Origin of the sequence: Nocardia sp. NPDC051463 (assembly GCF_040681975.1) — a bacterium.
GTDB lineage: Bacteria > Actinomycetota > Actinomycetes > Mycobacteriales > Mycobacteriaceae > Nocardia.
The window spans coordinates 1-16,214 of the sequence record NZ_JBFBAB010000019.1 but is presented as its reverse complement, the minus strand read 5'-3'; the positions used below and the strand labels follow the sequence as shown (position 1 = coordinate 16,214).

Annotated in this window: 20 protein-coding genes; 14 read left to right on the top strand and 6 right to left on the bottom strand. The window is 66.9% G+C overall.

The features are described from left to right. The first annotated feature begins 1 nt into the window (after nt 1). Genes gcl through alc form a run of 4 tightly spaced genes read left to right on the top strand, consistent with a single transcriptional unit; the run spans nt 2 to nt 5,330 of the window. Entirely contained in the window at nt 2-1,804 is a 1,803-nt protein-coding gene (gcl, locus tag AB0M74_RS23085; protein WP_366528348.1) for a glyoxylate carboligase, read from the top strand. After that, a complete protein-coding gene (locus AB0M74_RS23080; RefSeq protein WP_366528347.1) occupies nt 1,801-2,988 on the top strand; it encodes a glycerate kinase in 1,188 nt (395 codons plus the stop codon). The genes gcl and AB0M74_RS23080 overlap by 4 nt, the downstream gene beginning before the upstream one ends. Continuing rightward, the gene (gene allB / locus AB0M74_RS23075; protein WP_366528346.1) at nt 2,981-4,288 is read left to right on the top strand and encodes an allantoinase AllB; all 1,308 of its coding nucleotides are present in this window, start codon (nt 2,981-2,983) and stop codon (nt 4,286-4,288) included. Before AB0M74_RS23080 ends, allB begins: the two co-directional genes overlap by 8 nt. A 10-nt stretch (nt 4,289-4,298) precedes the next feature. Next, nucleotides 4,299-5,330, top strand: a complete 1,032-nt coding sequence (gene alc / locus AB0M74_RS23070; RefSeq protein ID WP_366528345.1) for an allantoicase — start codon at nt 4,299-4,301, stop codon at nt 5,328-5,330. Between the two features lie 50 nt (nt 5,331-5,380). Here the strand turns inward: alc and trxA are convergent, their stop codons facing one another. Together trxA and AB0M74_RS23060 are read right to left on the bottom strand one after the other, a co-directional pair. Then, entirely contained in the window at nt 5,381-5,731 is a 351-nt protein-coding gene (gene trxA, locus AB0M74_RS23065) for a thioredoxin (RefSeq protein ID WP_366528344.1), read from the bottom strand. Continuing rightward, nucleotides 5,728-6,138 carry a MerR family transcriptional regulator gene (locus AB0M74_RS23060; protein WP_366528343.1) on the bottom strand — a complete coding sequence of 137 codons (411 nt, stop codon included), beginning with the start codon at nt 6,136-6,138 and terminating at the stop codon, nt 5,728-5,730. Before AB0M74_RS23060 ends, trxA begins: the two co-directional genes overlap by 4 nt. A 151-nt stretch (nt 6,139-6,289) precedes the next feature. Here AB0M74_RS23060 and AB0M74_RS23055 point away from each other — a divergent pair, with 151 nt between their 5' ends. From AB0M74_RS23055 to AB0M74_RS23040, 4 genes are all read left to right on the top strand, one after another. Next, nucleotides 6,290-6,868 (top strand): SRPBCC family protein, encoded by a 579-nt coding sequence (locus AB0M74_RS23055; RefSeq protein WP_366528342.1) that lies wholly within the window; start codon nt 6,290-6,292, stop codon nt 6,866-6,868. Nucleotides 6,869-6,899: 31 nt separating this feature from the next. Then, nucleotides 6,900-7,127 carry a hypothetical protein gene (locus AB0M74_RS23050; RefSeq protein WP_366528341.1) on the top strand — a complete coding sequence of 76 codons (228 nt, stop codon included), beginning with the start codon at nt 6,900-6,902 and terminating at the stop codon, nt 7,125-7,127. Then, nucleotides 7,105-8,409, top strand: a complete 1,305-nt coding sequence (locus AB0M74_RS23045) for a glycosyltransferase 87 family protein (RefSeq protein WP_366528340.1) — start codon at nt 7,105-7,107, stop codon at nt 8,407-8,409. The genes AB0M74_RS23050 and AB0M74_RS23045 overlap by 23 nt, the downstream gene beginning before the upstream one ends. A 216-nt stretch (nt 8,410-8,625) precedes the next feature. After that, nucleotides 8,626-9,531: an EamA family transporter gene (locus AB0M74_RS23040; protein WP_366528339.1), complete on the top strand. Its 906-nt coding sequence runs from the start codon at nt 8,626-8,628 to the stop codon at nt 9,529-9,531. Here the strand turns inward: AB0M74_RS23040 and AB0M74_RS23035 are convergent. Continuing rightward, nucleotides 9,528-9,725 (bottom strand): hypothetical protein, encoded by a 198-nt coding sequence (locus AB0M74_RS23035; protein WP_366528338.1) that lies wholly within the window; start codon nt 9,723-9,725, stop codon nt 9,528-9,530. The two genes, AB0M74_RS23040 and AB0M74_RS23035, sit on opposite strands and share 4 nt — an antisense overlap. 255 nt (nt 9,726-9,980) lie before the next feature. On the opposite strand from AB0M74_RS23035, the gene AB0M74_RS23030 reads away from it, so the two are divergent. Beyond that, nucleotides 9,981-10,307 (top strand): plasmid stabilization protein, encoded by a 327-nt coding sequence (locus tag AB0M74_RS23030; RefSeq protein ID WP_366528337.1) that lies wholly within the window; start codon nt 9,981-9,983, stop codon nt 10,305-10,307. On the opposite strand, the gene AB0M74_RS23025 is transcribed toward AB0M74_RS23030, so the two are convergent. Then, nucleotides 10,280-11,104, bottom strand: coding sequence for a phosphatase PAP2 family protein (locus AB0M74_RS23025; protein ID WP_366528336.1), 825 nt, complete (start codon nt 11,102-11,104; stop codon nt 10,280-10,282). The two genes, AB0M74_RS23030 and AB0M74_RS23025, sit on opposite strands and share 28 nt — an antisense overlap. Nucleotides 11,105-11,253: 149 nt before the next feature. Here AB0M74_RS23025 and AB0M74_RS23020 point away from each other — a divergent pair, with 149 nt between their 5' ends. The 4 genes from AB0M74_RS23020 (at nt 11,254) to AB0M74_RS23005 (ending at nt 14,343) form a co-directional block, all read left to right on the top strand. After that, nucleotides 11,254-11,871, top strand: coding sequence for a dihydrofolate reductase family protein (locus tag AB0M74_RS23020; protein ID WP_366528335.1), 618 nt, complete (start codon nt 11,254-11,256; stop codon nt 11,869-11,871). Between the two features lie 178 nt (nt 11,872-12,049). Then, complete coding sequence (locus AB0M74_RS23015) at nt 12,050-12,961, top strand: NADP-dependent oxidoreductase (RefSeq protein WP_366528334.1); 912 nt, start codon at nt 12,050-12,052, stop codon at nt 12,959-12,961. 210 nt (nt 12,962-13,171) lie between these two features. After that, complete coding sequence (locus tag AB0M74_RS23010; RefSeq protein WP_366528333.1) at nt 13,172-13,882, top strand: helix-turn-helix domain-containing protein; 711 nt, start codon at nt 13,172-13,174, stop codon at nt 13,880-13,882. A gap of 95 nt (nt 13,883-13,977) precedes the next feature. Next, complete coding sequence (locus AB0M74_RS23005) at nt 13,978-14,343, top strand: META domain-containing protein (RefSeq protein WP_366528332.1); 366 nt, start codon at nt 13,978-13,980, stop codon at nt 14,341-14,343. Here AB0M74_RS23005 and AB0M74_RS23000 read toward each other — a convergent pair. Both AB0M74_RS23000 and AB0M74_RS22995 read right to left on the bottom strand, forming a co-directional pair. Further along, the gene (locus AB0M74_RS23000; protein ID WP_366528331.1) at nt 14,334-14,942 is read right to left on the bottom strand and encodes a TetR/AcrR family transcriptional regulator; all 609 of its coding nucleotides are present in this window, start codon (nt 14,940-14,942) and stop codon (nt 14,334-14,336) included. The genes AB0M74_RS23005 and AB0M74_RS23000 overlap by 10 nt on opposite strands. Beyond that, nucleotides 14,939-15,622: an SGNH/GDSL hydrolase family protein gene (locus tag AB0M74_RS22995; protein WP_366528330.1), complete on the bottom strand. Its 684-nt coding sequence runs from the start codon at nt 15,620-15,622 to the stop codon at nt 14,939-14,941. The genes AB0M74_RS23000 and AB0M74_RS22995 overlap by 4 nt, the downstream gene beginning before the upstream one ends. Before the next feature lie 196 nt (nt 15,623-15,818). Between AB0M74_RS22995 and AB0M74_RS22990 the strand changes: the two genes are divergently transcribed. After that, a complete protein-coding gene (locus tag AB0M74_RS22990; protein WP_366528459.1) occupies nt 15,819-16,109 on the top strand; it encodes a hypothetical protein in 291 nt (96 codons plus the stop codon). The last annotated feature ends 105 nt before the right edge of the window (nt 16,110-16,214 follow it).

The window sequence follows — 16,214 nt, the reverse complement described above, 5'->3', positions numbered from 1 at the left end:
CATGGCACGTATGCGCACCGTCGACGCGGCCGTGCTGATTCTGGAAAAGGAGAGAGCGACACAGGCTTTCGGTCTGCCAGGCGCCGCGATCAACCCCTTCTACAGCGCGATGAAGGCGCACGGCGGGATCCGGCACGTCCTGGCCCGCCACGTGGAGGCCGCATCGCATATGGCCGAGGGATACACGCGTGCCGTGCCGGGCAATATCGGCGTCTGCATCGGCACCTCGGGCCCGGCCGGTACCGACATGATCACCGGGTTGTATTCGGCGAGTGCGGATTCCATCCCGATCCTGTGCATCACCGGGCAGGCTCCGGTGGCGAAGCTGCACAAGGAGGACTTCCAGGCGGTCGACATCGCCTCGATCGCCGCACCGGTCAGCAAGTGGGCGGTCACCGTTCTCGAACCAGCGCAGGTGCCCGGTACGTTCCAGAAGGCATTCCACCTCATGCGCGAGGGCAGGCCGGGCCCGGTTCTCATCGACCTGCCGATCGACGTGCAGCTCGCCGAAATCGAGTTCGACATCGAGACCTACACCCCACTGGAGGTGCATCGGCCGGCCGCGACCCGGGCACAGGCCGAGAAGGCCATCCGCATGTTGAATGCGGCCCAACGGCCGCTGATCGTCGCGGGTGGCGGCATCGTCAATGCCGACGCCGCCGAGTTGCTCGTCGAATTCGCCGAGCTGACCGGTGTTCCGGTGGTGCCGACCCTGATGGGTTGGGGCACGATCCCCGACGATCACGCCCTGCACGCGGGGATGGTGGGACTGCAGACCTCGCATCGCTACGGCAATGCGACCCTGCTGGAATCCGACTTCGTCCTTGGCATCGGGAACCGGTGGGCCAACCGGCACACCGGCGGCGTCGAGACCTACACCCAAGGTCGCACTTTCGTACACGTCGATATCGAGCCGACCCAAATCGGTCGGGTGTTCGCGCCCGACTTCGGCATCACTTCCGACGCAGGCGCCGCGCTCGCGGTGTTCGTGGCGGTCGCCCGCGAGCTCGCGGCGGCAGGGGAGCTGGCCGACCGCGGCGATTGGGCGGGCCAGGTGCGGGCACGCAAACAGTTGGGGCAGCGAAAGACGCACTTCGACAATGTCCCGATCAAACCGCAGCGGGTCTACGAGGAGATGAACCGGGCGTTCGGACCCGACATCCGCTACGTGAGCACCATCGGTCTGTCGCAGATCCAGGCGGCGCAACTGCTGCACGTGTACCGGCCGCGGCATTGGATCAATGCCGGCCAGGCCGGGCCGCTGGGCTGGACGGTGCCCGCGGCGCTCGGTGTCGCGACCGCGGATCCCGAGGCCACCGTGGTCGCGCTGTCGGGGGACTACGACTTCCAGTTCCTCATCGAGGAATTGGCCGTCGGCGCACAGTTCAACATCCCCTACATCCATGTGTTGGTGAACAACTCCTACCTGGGCCTGATCCGGCAGGCGCAGCGGAACTTCTCGATGGACTACTACGTCCAGCTGGACTTCGAGAACCTCAACAGTCCCGAACTGAACGGCTATGGCGTCGACCACGTCAAGGTCGTGGAAGGCTTGGGCTGCAAGGCGATTCGCGTCAACGACCCCGTGTGGATCGGACCCGCGCTGGAAGACGCGAAGAAGCTGATGGCCGAATTCCGGGTGCCGGTGGTCGTCGAGGTCATTGCCGAGCGCGTGACGAATGTGTCGATGGGACTGGAGATCGACAACATCAACGAGTTCGAGGAGCTGGCAAGCTCTGCCGCGGACGCGCCGACCGCGATCGCCCCGATCGAGGAACCGGAACCCGTCGGAGGCGGCAATTGAATCGGGCGGGCGCGGCCAGGAAATTGTGGCAGGGCGGGCATTGTGTCATCGCGCCCGACAAGTTCAAGGGGTCGTTGACGGCTCCCGAGGTCGCCGCGCACCTGGCGGCGGGGCTTCGGCAGGTGCGGCCGGACATCCCGGTGGTGACCATGCCGGTGGCCGACGGTGGGGACGGCACGGTGGACGCCGTGGTGGAGTCGGGTTTCTCGCGGTTGCTGACGACCGTCACCGGGCCCCTGGGGGATCGGGTCGTCGCGTCGTTCGCGATCCGCGACCATACCGCCGTCGTCGAGCTCGCCGAGGCATCGGGGTTGCGCAGGCTGCGGGGCAAGCCCGATGCCACCGTGGCACTGGCCGCGAGCAGTCTGGGCACCGGTGAGTTGATCAAGGCGGCCGTCGAACGCGGTGCCAGCCGAGTCGTCCTCGGCCTCGGCGGCAGTGCAAGTACCGACGGGGGCGCGGGCATGCTGACCGCGCTCGGCGTTCGCTTACTCGACGAGCACGGACACCCGCTGGCACCGGGCGGCGGGTCGCTGCGCAGGCTGGCGCGCATCGACGCAGGCGCCATGATCAGGGTGCCGGTGACCGTCGCCTCCGACGTCGACAACCCGCTGCTCGGGGTGCGCGGTGCGGCGAATGTCTACGCGCGGCAGAAAGGTGCCGAGACCGCCGATATCGATGAACTCGAAAGGGGCCTGGCCCATTTCGAGTCGATCGTGCGTCGTGATCTGCGCGTCGACGTCGTCGACCGGCCGGGCGCGGGGGCTGCGGGCGGGGTCGGCTACGCCGCCCTCGCCTTTCTGGGCGCGCAGGTTCGGCCGGGCATCGAGCTGATGCTCGAGCAGCTCGGTTTCGCCGAACAGGTCGAAGGCGCTCGGCTGGTGATCACCGGCGAGGGTTCACTGGACCGACAGACGCTGCACGGCAAGGCGCCGGTCGGGGTGGCGCGGGCAGCGGCCGCCGCCGGTGCCCCGGTGATCGCGGTCGCCGGGCAGCGGGCGCTCACCGACGAGCAGCTGCGGCGCGCCCGCATCGAGCAGGCGTACGCGCTGACCGACATCGAGCCGGATCCCGAGATCTGCATGGCGCAGGCCGGACCGCTGCTGGAAGTACTCGCTCGGAACATCGCCGAGAACTGGCTGGGAGATAAAGCAATCAGCAACGAGGCAGGCGCTCATGCATGATCTGGTCATCCGATCCCGGCGCGTCGCGCTGCCGGACGGTATCCGACCCGCCGCAATAGCCGTGCAGGACGGACGAATTGCCGCGCTGACCGACTACGACACTGCGCTACCCGCGACCACGATCACCGATCTCGCCGACCTGGTCGTGTTGCCGGGACTTGTCGACTCGCACGTCCATGTCAATGAGCCGGGGCGCACCGAGTGGGAGGGATTCGCCACGGCGACCAAGGCTGCGGCGGCAGGCGGGGTGACCACCATCGTCGACATGCCGTTGAATTCGCTGCCGCCGACGGTCACGGTTGCCGACCTGGCGACCAAGCGGGCGGCGGCGGACGGACAGTGCCATGTGGACGTGGCCTTCTGGGGTGGTGCGATTCCCGGCAACCTGGACTCGCTGCGACCGCTGCACGAGGCGGGCGTCGTGGGCTTCAAGTGCTTCCTGTCGCCGTCCGGGGTCGAGGAGTTCCCGCCGCTGACCCTCGACGAGATCGACAAGGTGATGCGGGAGCTGGCATCCTTCGACGGCCTGCTCATTGTGCACGCCGAGGATCCCGTGCGGTTGGGCGAACCGGTGGACGGTTCCTACCGTGCGTTTCTGGATTCTCGACCGGGCGCGGCCGAAAGCTCTGCGGTGCAACAGATCATCGCGCTCGCCGAGGCGACAGGCACCCGCACCCACATCCTGCACGTCTCGTCGGCGGACTGCCTGGCGCCGCTGGCCGCCGCACAGGCGCGCGGCGCGCGCATCACCGCGGAGACCTGTCCGCACTATCTCACGCTCTCGGCCGCGCAGGCATATTCGACGGCGTTCAAATGCTGTCCGCCCATTCGGGACGCCGCCAACCAGGACGCGCTGTGGCAGGGGCTGGCCGACGGTGTGCTGTCGTGCGTGGTCTCCGATCATTCGCCGTGTCCGCCCGCCATGAAGGAGGGTGATTTCGCCAGCGCATGGGGCGGCATCTCGTCGCTGCAGATCGGACTACCCGCGGTCTGGACCGCCGCGCGGGCACGGGGATTCGGACTGACCGATGTCGTGCGCTGGATGGCGGCCGCGCCCGCGGAGCTGGCGGGGCTACGCCGCAAGGGGCGGATCGAGGTCGGCTGCGATGCCGATCTCGTCGCCTTCGATCCCGCGGCGTCGTTCACCGTGGAGCCGATCGCGCTGGCGCACAAGAACCCCATCACGCCCTACGGCGGCCACGAGCTGTACGGCGTTGTCCATTCCACCTGGCTCGGCGGCCGGGTCGCGTGGCATGGTCACCCGCCTGCGGGTCGCCATTTGGTTACCGACAACCGTTGAGAGAGCACACATGTCAGACTTCACCAGCCTGCCCGATTTGGCGCTGCGCGGCAATCGCGCGAGCGTGATCGCCGCCAGTGACGAATCGTTCGAAGAACGCGAGAATCTCATCAACCCGTGGGAGCCGCGCTACCAGGCGCACACGTTCGGTCCCAAGGGGCAGGAGTACGACGGTTGGGAAACCCGCAGGCACCGCGGCCCCGGTGACGACTGGGCCATTATCCGCCTCGGGATGCCCGGTGTGATCCGCGGCGTCGTCGTGGATACGGCCTGGTTCAAAGGGAACTACCCACCCCATATTTCGGTCGAGGCGTGCCGGGCGCCGGACTACCCTTCGGTGGCGCAGCTCAGCGGCGCGGAATGGGTGGATATCGTGCCGCGCAGCGCGATCGGTGGCGATGCGAAGCACGAGTTCCCGGTATCGGATGAGCGCGTCTTCACCCATGTCCGCCTGACTATGTACCCGGACGGTGGCGTAGCCCGCCTGCGCGTGCACGGCGAGGTGGTTCCGGATCCGGCCCTGCTCACCGGTCTCACCGTGGATCTCGCGGCGTTGGCCAACGGGGCGCGTGTGGTGGCGTGCTCCAATATGTTCTATTCCGCTCCGGACAACATGCTGGCTCCCGGTTTGGCGCGTAACCAAGCGGAGGGCTGGGAGACCGCGCGGCGTCGGGACGGCGGAAACGACTGGGCGACAATCCGGCTCGCCGCCCAGGGCTTTCCGGAGTTGATCGAGCTGGACACCACGAACTTGCTGTTCAACGCCCCCGGCTCGGTCCGCCTGCTCGGTATCGATCACCACGGCGACGAACCGTTGCCCCCGCCTGCCGACCCGGCCTGGTTCGAGCTGCTGCCCGAAACGCCCCTCCAGCCCGACACCCCGCATCGTTTCCGGTTGCCGCGTGCTCCGCGCAGGCCGGCCACCCATGTGCGCGTCGACATCTACCCGGATGGTGGCCTCGCCCGCCTCGGCGTCCTCGGCACCCTCACCCCGGCCGCGGAGCAAGAGCTGAACTCCCGCTGGCTTTCCTCCGCCGAGTAACCACCCGTCGCGCGCGGCGGCGCGATCGATGCGGTAGCGAGGGGGTGTCCTCAGACACCGAGGGCAGCGTCGATCTCCGCGAGCAGCCGGGCTTTCGAGCGCGCACCGACGAGCGTCCGCACCGGCCGGCCGGCACGGAACAGGATCAGCGTCGGCAGCGACATCACCTGGTAGTCGCGCATCACGGCCGGGTTCGCGTCGGTGTCGACGGCGCGAATCGTGAGCGATCCGGCACGCTCGTCGGCGATTTGTGCGAGTACCGGGGCGATCATGCGGCACGGTGGGCACCATGCCGCCCAGAAGTCCACCAGAACGGGTTTGTCGTGCGCGAGGACATCCCGCACGAAGCTTGCGTCGGTGACGGCGGCGATGTCGGCGGTGGTGTGGGTGGACGACATCATGCCTCCGCGATGACGTTCGCCTCGAGGGTGTCTGCTGCGCAGCACGGATGCGCGGGCCGGGCAAGCGCGCGGGTCAGCTTGTCCTGCAACCCCGCTCGCACAGCGTCGAGCCGAGCGATGCATTCCTCGACCTCGGCGATTTTGCGTTGGTAGACCTCGATCGAGTCGGCGCAGGAATCCCCGGTCTCGTGACCGGCGCGCAGGCACTCGACGAACGGCTTGGTGTCATCGAGGCTCAAGCCGACGGCCTGTAAGGTTCGGATCTCGTCGACCAGCCGAAAGTCCGCTTCGTCGTACTCGCGATACCCATTGGCCGAGCGTCGCGCATCGAGCAGCCCCTGTGACTCATAGAAGCGCAGCGCCCGCGTTGTCGTTCCGGCTCGCCGGGCGAGTTCACCAATTCGCATGCGATCGACGGTAAACCTTGCCCCGAACGTCAAGGCAACACTTTTCGTCGATCGGGCGATGTTCGCCTCGTGAGTTGTGCTTGACCCGGGTTCGTAGTGGAACATACCCTCTCATTGTTCTAGAAGGAACGTTCTAAATAAAGGTGGCGAGATGGCGGTACTCAATATCCACACGCGGCGGCTGCCGGTGTCGGAGTCCGAGGTTGGGGCGCTGATCGACAGCATCGCGAGCGATGGCGACCGTTTGTGGCCGCGGGACAAGTGGCCCGCGGTGCGGTTCGACCGCCCCTTGGGATTCGGGGCTGTCGGCGGGCACGGCCCCGTTCGCTACGTTGTCGAGGCGTACGAGCCGGGTCGTTGGATTCGGTTCCGCTTCACCGCGCCTCGCGGATTCCACGGGTTTCACGAGTATTCGGTGCGGCGCGCCGGCGACGGCGCCGTCCTGCTCAGTCATGTGCTCGCGATCAAGCTGCGTGGCCGCGCACGGTTGTCGTGGCCGCTGTTCTATCGCTGGATGCACGACGCTTTGCTGGAAGACAGCCTCGACTGTGCGGAACGTGCGTTGACCGGGGCGATTGGGACTCCCGCCGAGTGGAGTCGGTACGTCGTGCTGCTGCGTGATCTCGGCGAGCGGGCGCGCGAGCGGAAGGCGAGTCGACAGGCGGTGGCGGCCGGGACCGGCGGTGCCTTGCGCGATGCCGAATCCGCCCCTGGCCGGCTCGCGCGGTAGCTCACGTCGGTTCCGTCGGTCGAATCAGGGTATGTTCGGCGATACCGAGCGGGCGGTGCCGACCATAGTGCGCACTGTGAGCCCGCGCCTTTCGTGTTCGGTGCGCAGGGCGGGAGCCCGACATACGCGAACCGCAGCGGCCGGTGTGATCTGGGCGGCAGACCAGGGCTGGGACCTCCCAGGTGCGGTGGCCGCCGATTCGGCGGGGCTGGCGCCTGTCGGTATAGTGGCCGCGGATGAGCAGCGTGACCACCCGTGACGAACCGAGGACACCGAACCCCCGATTCGGGCGCTTGGTGTGGTTCGTGCCGCCGCTATCGGCGGGATTCGCCGCACTGTGTCTGATGTTGCCGCTGTGGCCCTTCCAGCGAATCACCGGTGGTTTCATCGATCTGCAGGTGTATCGGCTCGGGATCGAGGCGCTGCGTGATGGCGCGGACATGTACGGACAGCTGCCGCAGACCACCATCGGTATCGGCCTGCCGTTCATCTATCCGCCGTTCGCCGCGGTGGTATTGAGCCCGTTCGCACTGCTCCCGTGGGATGCCGCGGCCCTCACCTTCTTCCTCACCTCCACCGTCGCGCTGGCGGTCACGCTGTATCTGGTCGCACGGCGGCACTGGCCGGCGGAATCCGGGCGCGGGCAGGCATTGCTTGCCGCGTCCTGCGCGGCGCCGCTGGCCATGCTGCTGGAGCCGGTCCGCTCGACGCTGGACTTCGGTCAGGTCAACCTGCTGTTGATGGTCCTCGTCGCCGCCGACTGCCTGACGGAGAAGCCGAAGTGGCGTCGCGGCATGCTGATCGGCATCGCCGCGGCAGTCAAGCTGACTCCCGCGGCGTTCGTGCTGTACTTCCTGGTCCGCCGTGACTATCGCGCGGCAGCGACCGCCGCGATCACCGGCGCCGCGGCGACCGCGCTGAGCTTTGCGGTGCTGCCGCACGAATCGGTCCAGTACTGGTTCGGTGGGCTTGGCAACGTTTCCGGGCTCAGTGGCTCGTCGTTTCACACCAACCAGTCGATCCAGGCCGTGCTCGCCAGGTTCGGCGTGGAGAAGCCGCTGTTCACCGTGCTGTGGCTGGTGCTGAGCGCGGCTTTGCTGGCGCTGGTCGTGGTCGCTATGCGGCGCGCGGCCTCGGCGCCCGCGTTGGCGTTGGCGATCAACGCGGTATTCACGTTGCTGGTGTCACCGATCTCGTGGTCGCATCACTGGGTGTGGGTGGCACCGGCGCTGCTCGCGATGGTCGGGTACGCAACCAGGTTGCCGGTGCGGCAGGCGATCGGGTGGTATGTCGCGATCGCCGTCACAACAGCGGCGTTCATCTACGGGCCACAGAACTGGATGCCCGGCGACAAACAACGTGAATTGTCGTGGACACCATGGCAGCACCTGGTCGGGAACACCTATGTCTGGCTCAGTGTCTTGCTCGTCGTGGTCTTCGTCGTCACGAGCAGGCGTGCGCCCGGTCGCTCGCTGGTGCGTCCGGCTGCCGACGATGCCGCACCGGCAGCGGCGCTCACCGGCTCGCAACCGATGGCCTGACCCGAGCAGGCGGTCTCGGAGGACAAGATTCATCGTTTGCGGGGTCCGTGAAGTCCCGCCATCCATCAGGGCACGTGATCCGCTGCTCGTCGCCGAACGGCTCACGGGCATCGCCGCGCGACCGGTGTGCGGTAGCGGCTCGTCGCCGCGTGTCGGCGTGGGTTGGCATGGTGGGGGCCTGGGCAATTGGTGAGGGAAACGGAGGGATGGCACGTGGTGGCGATCGATCTCGAACGAAGTCCGAAATCGGCGTGGCCGCTGCCTGCGGTGTGGGCGATAACGCAGCGTGGGCTCGGGGGCGTCCCACCGACCGCGCTCGTGCTTGCCGGGATCGTCAGCGTGCAGATCGGCGCGGCGCTGGCCAAACAGCTGTTCGCCGCGACCGGTGCCGCGGGCGCGGTCAGCCTGCGGTTGTTCTTCGCCGGGATCGTGCTGCTGATCTTCTGGCGGTCGGCACTGCGCATCGATCGGCGCGCGCTGCCCGTCGTGCTCGGCTACGGCACCGTACTCGCATTGATGAATCTGTCGTTCTACGAGTCGATCGATCGAATTCCGCTCGGCATGGCCGTGACCATCGAATTCCTCGGGCCGCTGGCGGTCGCGCTGGCAGGCTCGCGCCGCTGGATCGACCCGCTGTGGGCCTTGCTGGCCGCGGCCGGAGTGGTGCTGTTGACCCGGGCCGCGGGGCAGGTGGTGTGGTCGGGAGTGCTGTTCGCGTTGGCCGCCGCGGTGTGTTGGGCGGGTTACATTCTGCTCGGCGCCGCGCTCGGTGAGCGGACCAGCGGTGGCGGCGGGCTTGCGTTGGCGATGGCATTCGGTGGTGTGTTGATGGCGCCTGTCGGCATCGCGGATGCCGGCGCCGCGCTGCTCGAACCCTCCGTGCTCGCAGCGGGTTTCGGGGTGGCGATGCTGTCGTCGGTGTTGCCCTACTCGGCGGAACTCGAAGCGCTGCGGCGCATGCCGGCTCGCGTGTTCGGCGTGCTGATGAGCTTGGAGCCCGCCGCGGCCGCCTTGGCCGGCCTCGTCGTCCTCGGCCAGATCATGAATCTTGCTCAGTGGGCGGGTGTTACGTGTGTGGTCGCCGCCTCGATCGGGGCCACCAGGATGTCGAAGCGGAGCTAGCGGTTCGGCGGCAGGATTCTCAGGGTCAATATCAGTCCCGCCGCGATGCAGACTGTGGAAACTGCTGCGGTAGTGAAGGATCGGGTGATCGCGGCGATGCCGGCGGTGAACGTGAAGCAGGTTGCCAGAGCCAGCAGTGCGGTTCCCCACTCCACACCGACAATCCGGTGAGTTCGGTTTCTCGTCACTGTCATGCTGTTGTGATACCCACTCGCCGAGGTTATCAAACCGTTATCGTCCGGGCGGTGTAGACACCACCGCCGCCCGAATGCGGTCGAGCCTGCTGCCCTGGTCACGCCTCGGATATGACGCGGCCGCCCCGAAGGGCATGTCCGAGTTGTGCGGTAACGAGCACGCCATCCGCGGTGTGACCGACCGCCTCGCGGTGTCCGATCGGACATCGTGTTTACCCGAAGCTGCCCGGGTACTCGGTATGCAGGAGGTGCGACATGCCGAAGGAATGCAGCGCGAAGGACGAGCGGCAGTACAAGCACATCAAGGACTCCGCGCAGGACCAGGGCGCGAGCACGGATCGGGCCGAAGAGATCGCTGCCCGCACTGTCAACAAGAACCGCGCCCAATCCGGCAGGACCAAGACAGCGAGTCGGTCCTCGATGAACGATATGTCGCCGCAGCGCCGTGGCGGCCTGCGATCCGGGACCAGGGGTCCGAAGGGGCCCACTCGCGATCAGCTCTACAACGAGGCCAGGCAGCGCAATATCGAGGGCCGCTCGAAGATGACGAAGAGTCAGCTGGCCCGCGCGCTGGGCAAGTGACTCTTCCCGACCGACTCCGCGGCCTCGGAGCTGGCGGTCAATGTTCGCCGCTGCTCGATTGCGTACAGCACAGTGGCCCCGATGACCGCGAAGGCGGTGCCGAGGAGGGCTCCGGCGATGACGTCGGTGAGCCAGTGCACGCCGAGGTAAAGCCTGCTCGCCGCCACCAGGGTGATGAGCAGGGCCGCGGCTGCGCTCGATAGCGCTCGGAACTGTCGACTGCGCCCGATCATCAGGATGGCGACCGTGATGCCGACCAGCGCCGAGGTACTGGTGGCATGTCCGGACGGGAACGAGTAGTCCGTGGTGATGACCTGCTGGGTCTCGATCGGCGGGCGCACCCGTCCGACCATGAGCTTCAACGTGGTGCTTGTTGCCGAGGCGGCTGCCCCCGTCGCGACTATCACGATGATCGGCAGTGCGGATCGTGCGCGCCATGACAACCATGCCCCGAAGAGTGCGGCGAGCGCCATGGCCGCACCGGGACTGCCCAGAGTGGTGATCACCCGTGCCGTGGTATCCATCCATGGTGTGCGATGCGCGATGAACCAGTTGCGCGTCGGCGCGTCGGCGCCGGTCAGCCAGCCGTTGTCGGATACCTGGATCGCGAATATCGCGAACGCGATGAGCAACCCGCCGACGCGCGACGCCGCCGAAACATATCGGCGACCGGTCTGGACCATCCCAGCGGCGACCAGAGCTCCCGCCACAGCCAGCTCGGTGAGCGCGACATCCTTGGCGGCGGGTTCGGTGACAGCGTCGACGATGGCGCTGTGCAAGAGTCCGAGAGGATGCATCGTACGAGTATCGCGAGGGTGTGCTGTGCCGAAGCTGAGAGGTATGCCTGCGCCCGAACGATCCTGGAGTGTCGCCACGCGAGCCATGAATTCTCGAGGTGTGCTTCGTCTGATCTGATGACGAAGCAACCAGCACCAGGAGACGTCCCATGAGGAAGATCACCGCAGGCCTGTTCATCTCGCTCGATGGCGTGATCGAAGACCCACAGGACTGGCATTTCCCGTACTTCAGCGACGAGATGGGCGCGGCGGTCGACGCGCAGCTCGGGTCCGCCGACACACTGCTGCTCGGGCGTAAGACCTACGACAGCTTTGCGGGGGCGTGGCCGGATCGAGAGCGGGCGGGCGAGGAGGACGCCGCGATGGGCAAGGCGCTCGGCGATGCCCGCAAGATCGTCGTGTCGAACCAGGACTTGCAGTTCACCTGGCGCAATTCCGAACTGTTGCAGGGTGAGCTCATCGACGCCGTCACGGCGCTGAAGAACGAGCCCGGTGCCACCGACATCGCCATCAGTGGGTCGGTGTCGGTTGTCCGGCAGTTGCTCGAGGCGGGACTGCTCGACGAACTGCACCTGCTTGTCCATCCGATCGCTGTCCGCAAGGGCGCGCGGTTGTTCGAGGAGGCCGACACTGCGCTGCCACTGCGCCTGACCTCCTCGACGACCTTCGAATCGGGGGTCGTGCACCAGGTCTACGCACTCGCGGATTTCGCGCCAACCGGTACTTACGACGATGCGAAAGTCCATCTGCCCCAGGGTGATCAGTAATCGATACTACAAAATCAGCAGCCAGCACCGCCCGCGCTCATGACGAGGGGTTCTCGGCCGCGCTGTGACAGGTGGTACCGGGCAGCGGCCGCCACGGTTCGAGATCGCAATCCGAGGTGGGGCATGAATCTCGGCTTAGGGTGATTGTTCACGACCAGCCAGGAGAGAGGTAGACGAGATGCGGGCGATCGCGTTCGACGAGTTCGGCGGGCCTGAGGTGCTGAAGATCGTGGATATCCCGGTACCCGAGCCCAGCGAGGGAGAGGTCCGTGTCGCCGTGCGAGCGGCGGGGGTCAATCCGGCGGACTGGAAGATTCGCTCGGGCGCTCTGATCTTCGGCGAACCGGTGTTTCCGCAGTATCCCGGTGGCGAGATCGCCGGCGTTGTCGACGCGGTCGGTCCGTCGGTCACCGCAGTGGCCGTCGGCGATGAGGTGTTCGGGTGGGCGCGCCGCGGTGGCTACGCCGAGTACGCACTCAGCGCCGCCGTCGCCCACAAGCCCGCCGGGCTCGGTTGGGCGGACGCCGTGGCGCTTCCCGTCGCCGTGTCTACCGCGGACCATGTGCTGAAGCTGTTGCAGCTGCAGCCCGGCGAGACGCTACTGATCAACGGCGCCGCGGGGGCCGTCGGTTCGATGGCGGTGCAGCTGGCGGTGGCAGGCGGCGTCAGCGTCATCGGCACTGCCTCGCAGGCCAATCAGGATGTTGTGCGTGCTCTCGGCGCCACTGCGACCACCTACGGCACGGGTCTCGCCGAACGTGTGCGCGCACTGACGCCCACACGCGTCGACGCCGTATTCGACGCTGCGGGCCATGGTGTCCTGCCCGCCGCCATTGATCTGCGTGGTGGCACCGACCGGATCGTGACCATCGCCGACCCCGCCGCCGCAGAGCTCGGGGTGACCTTCACCAGCGCGGGTGGGTCCGCGCGGCCGGTCGAACTTGTCGAACAGGTTGCCGAACGGCTCGCCGCGGGCGAATACCGGCTACCCGGCCCCGCCCGAACTTTCGCCTTGGACCAGGCCCCCGCCGCCCAGCAGGAAAGCGAAACCGGGCGTGGTCCGGGGAAAGTCGTGCTGCTGGTGAGCTGAACCCGCGGTGGCGCCTCGAACCAGCCGCTGTGAGCGGCTCGAGTCACGCACGGACACAGTCGAATTGGCCATGCACAACGAGGTGCGTGGCGATGTGCCGAATGCCGCAGGATCGAGGTGGTACGGGCGTATTCTTTGGGAGGCCGCGGGGCCGCTGGGGAACGCGCCCCCGAGCCTGTGGTGCGCTGAGCGAGAAGGGCTGGCGCGGTGGTGGCAGAGGCACAAACCGAGACTCCGGGACGTGGCGTGCTCGAAGCCGGGTTTCAAGTGCTGCAAGCGATTTCGGTCGTCCCGGAAGGGTGCGGTCTTTCCCAGCTCGCGCGTGCCACCGGGCTGGCGAAGGCCACCGCGTACCGGCTCGCCGAACAGTTGGTCGCCCTCGGGGCGGTGCAGCGGGTGGAGCAGCGGTATTTCGTGGGTGCTCGAATGGCGGAGCTGGGCAGGCAGTGGCAGGCCGCGCCGTTGCTGCGCCAGGCCGCGCAACGCCCGGGACGGACCCTGGCCGCCATGACCAAAGCGACGGTCGCGGTGGGTGTTCTCGACGGCGACGAAGTGCATGTGATCGCCGGCTTCAAGGGTACGGAGGTATTCGTCACGGCCGAGGCCGAAGCCGACCTCACCTTCCGGACCGCGATGGTGCAGGTGCTGCACGCCGCGCGGGCCGACAATGCGCCACCACCGCCGACCTATTCGGCGGGAGAATGGCGACGCATCGAAACCGCCATCGCCGACGACGGCATGATCGCCGTCGACCGTTACGACCTGGTGTCCGGAATCTGTTGTGCTGCCGCGGCAATCAAATCGAATGGGTCCGAGGGTCCGGCCGCGATCGCCTGCATGTCCCTCGCGCCGCGGTTTCCGCCGAATCTCCCGAGCCTGGTCGCGCATGCGGCCCGCGAGATCGAGAAGAATCTTCGCTGATCGGTTCACTCAGTGGACCGACCCGTTCCGGGTTTGCCGGACACCCCCCACGATAGTTGGTTGTTCAACTATCGCGAGTGAGGGCTGATCTGCCGATGACAGACTCCAATCTTTGGGGCCACCGCTACGTTTCGTTGTCCGTCACCGAAGACGGACGGCGCCGCCATCTCGTCAGCGGCAGCAGGATCACGCTGTGGTTCGTGGCCGAGACCCGCAGGCTCTCTGCCCACGCGGGGTGCAACACGGTCATGTTCGACGCGGACATCGACGACGGATTCGTCAAGGCGAGGTCACCGTTTTCCACCTTGCTCACCTGCTCGGCGGAGCTGATGCGGCAGGATCGCTGGTTGAGCGAATTCCTGCTGCTCACCCCGGCCTGGGCGGTCGTCGACGACGCTCTGGTGCTGACCGGCGACCGCACCGAAATCGTGCTGCAGCGAACGCCTGCCAATCACGATTGAGCCGACGGCTCCACCAGGAAACTCTCGACGACGCGGCGTACTTTGTGCACCACGTCGGTATCGCCGAGGCGCAGTGCGCTGTTCGCGGCGCCGAGCACGGCGTCGATCTGGAATGCGGCGAGATCGGTGTCCAGGTCAGCGATTTCCTCCGCGGTGACGGCGTGCCGCAGTTCGGCGGCGATGGCGCTGATCCAGTCCTTTTGGTCGCGGACGAGGGCATCGCGGACCGGGCCGGGGTGGCTGTCGAAATCCGCGATGTTCGCCATCCGCAGGCAACCGCCCGCAAACAGTGGCGTGGTGGCGTAGACGATCCAATGGTCGATCAGCGCGCGCAGGCGTGCCGCCCCGTGAGGTTGTGCGCGGGCCGGGCGGATTACGGCGTCGATGAACATCTCGCGGGCGTGGTCGACGGCAGCTACCTGCAGGATCTCCTTCGTTTTGAACAGGGTCTGCACGCCCGCTTTGCTGAGTCCCGTGTCGGTGGCCAGTTTGCCGAAGCTCAGCCCATCCAGCCCATCGAGCGATGCGGTGTCGACGGCCTGCCGCAGCACGATCTGGCGGGACCTGGCCCCGCGCAACAGACGCTTGTCGGAGGTCATGCCGGTACCCGCTTCCCGAGCTGATGGGCGAGTCGTTTGACGACCTCGGCGGCCAGCACGGCCTGGCCCGAAGCGGAGAAGTGGATACCGTCGGCGCTCAACAGGTTCGCGCGGTGGTTGATCGGGTGATCCCACATGTCGACGACGTATGCGCGGTATTCGGCGGCCAGCCTGCGGGTGATGTCGTTGACCGTGCGCACCCGCTGGTCCCAGTCGGGAAAGATCGGCACGACGTACGCCTTGCCGAGGGTGAAGGTGATCAGCTGTGCCCCGGTGCTACTCGCGAGGCGGTACATCTCGCGCAGGGTTTCCTCGATGTTGTCGAAATCGGGCGTGCGCCTGACGATGTCGTTGGCGCCCGAGGGTACATGGAGTAGGTCGGGGGCGAAGGTGCGGATTTGTTCGGACTGGTGTTGCAGCGCTTGGTCTGTCGTCGCGCCGGGTTGCGCGGTGTTGAGATACGCCAGATCTGGATGGACTCGGCGCAGGGTATCCGCTACCCGGTCGGCCCAGCCCAGGGTTGCATAACCCGGGCTGGGGTCGCCCATGCCTGCCGAGAGGCTGTCGCCGAGCACCGCGAATCGCCGCCATGGTGCGTCGAAGAGCAGCGCCGCCGCATCGAGGGGGCGCAGGCAGTAGGGATCGGTTTCTTCGGCCGAGGGGAGGGTCGTGAGGGTCATCAACAAAGAATACGTCCGATCGTATGTTTAAGCAAGAGTGCGCGACGGCAGGCCGTGTGTGCGCGTCCCGCCCGGCGCGTCTTCGGAGGATGGTGCGAATCAGGTTGCTGCGCAATCTTTCTCAGAATGACCGGCTATCATCTGGCTAGGCGTTCGACGGCGTCACCGGCATTCGAAGAGGGGTACGACTGTGAGCATGATTCTCGCTGCGGCACATGACATGTACGGGACAGTCCTCGCTCAGATGGGGAACCCGACCCCGGAGGCGCCGCCGATTTCGGACAAGATTTTGCAGATGGTTCGCTACCTGACCTGGTTCGTGCTGCTGTCGGGCATCGGTGCCATCACCTACGCGGGTGGCCGCTTCGCGTGGGAGAAATGGTCCGGCGGCGGTCTGCAGTCGCCGAAGATGGTGGCGGGAGCCATGATCGGTGGTGTCGTCGCGACAAGCGCGGGCACCATCATGAATGCCGTGATCGGTACCTAGCGCGCCGCGACTAGCTGTACTGACCATGGACGTTGGTGACGGCGTGGCGAGCTGACATGGCGAAGACCTCCGAGTGAGATGCGAGCTGTCTAGGAACGCAGTCAC

Excerpts from the sequence above, each read along its gene's own strand:
- gcl (WP_366528348.1), top strand. The coding sequence starts at position 2 with ATGGCACGTATGCGCACCGTCGACGCGGCCGTGCTGATTCTGGAAAAG.
- AB0M74_RS23045 (WP_366528340.1), top strand. The coding sequence starts at position 7,105 with ATGAGCAGCGTGACCACCCGTGACGAACCGAGGACACCGAACCCCCGA.
- AB0M74_RS23005 (WP_366528332.1), top strand. The coding sequence starts at position 13,978 with ATGACAGACTCCAATCTTTGGGGCCACCGCTACGTTTCGTTGTCCGTC.
- AB0M74_RS23015 (WP_366528334.1), top strand. The coding sequence starts at position 12,050 with ATGCGGGCGATCGCGTTCGACGAGTTCGGCGGGCCTGAGGTGCTGAAG.
- AB0M74_RS23060 (WP_366528343.1), bottom strand. The coding sequence starts at position 6,138 with ATGCGAATTGGTGAACTCGCCCGGCGAGCCGGAACGACAACGCGGGCG.
- alc (WP_366528345.1), top strand. The coding sequence starts at position 4,299 with ATGTCAGACTTCACCAGCCTGCCCGATTTGGCGCTGCGCGGCAATCGC.
- trxA (WP_366528344.1), bottom strand. The coding sequence starts at position 5,731 with ATGATGTCGTCCACCCACACCACCGCCGACATCGCCGCCGTCACCGAC.
- AB0M74_RS22990 (WP_366528459.1), top strand. The coding sequence starts at position 15,819 with ATGATTCTCGCTGCGGCACATGACATGTACGGGACAGTCCTCGCTCAG.
- AB0M74_RS22995 (WP_366528330.1), bottom strand. The coding sequence starts at position 15,622 with ATGACCCTCACGACCCTCCCCTCGGCCGAAGAAACCGATCCCTACTGC.
- AB0M74_RS23025 (WP_366528336.1), bottom strand. The coding sequence starts at position 11,104 with ATGCATCCTCTCGGACTCTTGCACAGCGCCATCGTCGACGCTGTCACC.
- AB0M74_RS23020 (WP_366528335.1), top strand. The coding sequence starts at position 11,254 with ATGAGGAAGATCACCGCAGGCCTGTTCATCTCGCTCGATGGCGTGATC.
- AB0M74_RS23055 (WP_366528342.1), top strand. The coding sequence starts at position 6,290 with ATGGCGGTACTCAATATCCACACGCGGCGGCTGCCGGTGTCGGAGTCC.
- allB (WP_366528346.1), top strand. The coding sequence starts at position 2,981 with ATGCATGATCTGGTCATCCGATCCCGGCGCGTCGCGCTGCCGGACGGT.
- AB0M74_RS23050 (WP_366528341.1), top strand. The coding sequence starts at position 6,900 with ATGTTCGGCGATACCGAGCGGGCGGTGCCGACCATAGTGCGCACTGTG.
- AB0M74_RS23000 (WP_366528331.1), bottom strand. The coding sequence starts at position 14,942 with ATGACCTCCGACAAGCGTCTGTTGCGCGGGGCCAGGTCCCGCCAGATC.
- AB0M74_RS23035 (WP_366528338.1), bottom strand. The coding sequence starts at position 9,725 with ATGACAGTGACGAGAAACCGAACTCACCGGATTGTCGGTGTGGAGTGG.
- AB0M74_RS23030 (WP_366528337.1), top strand. The coding sequence starts at position 9,981 with ATGCCGAAGGAATGCAGCGCGAAGGACGAGCGGCAGTACAAGCACATC.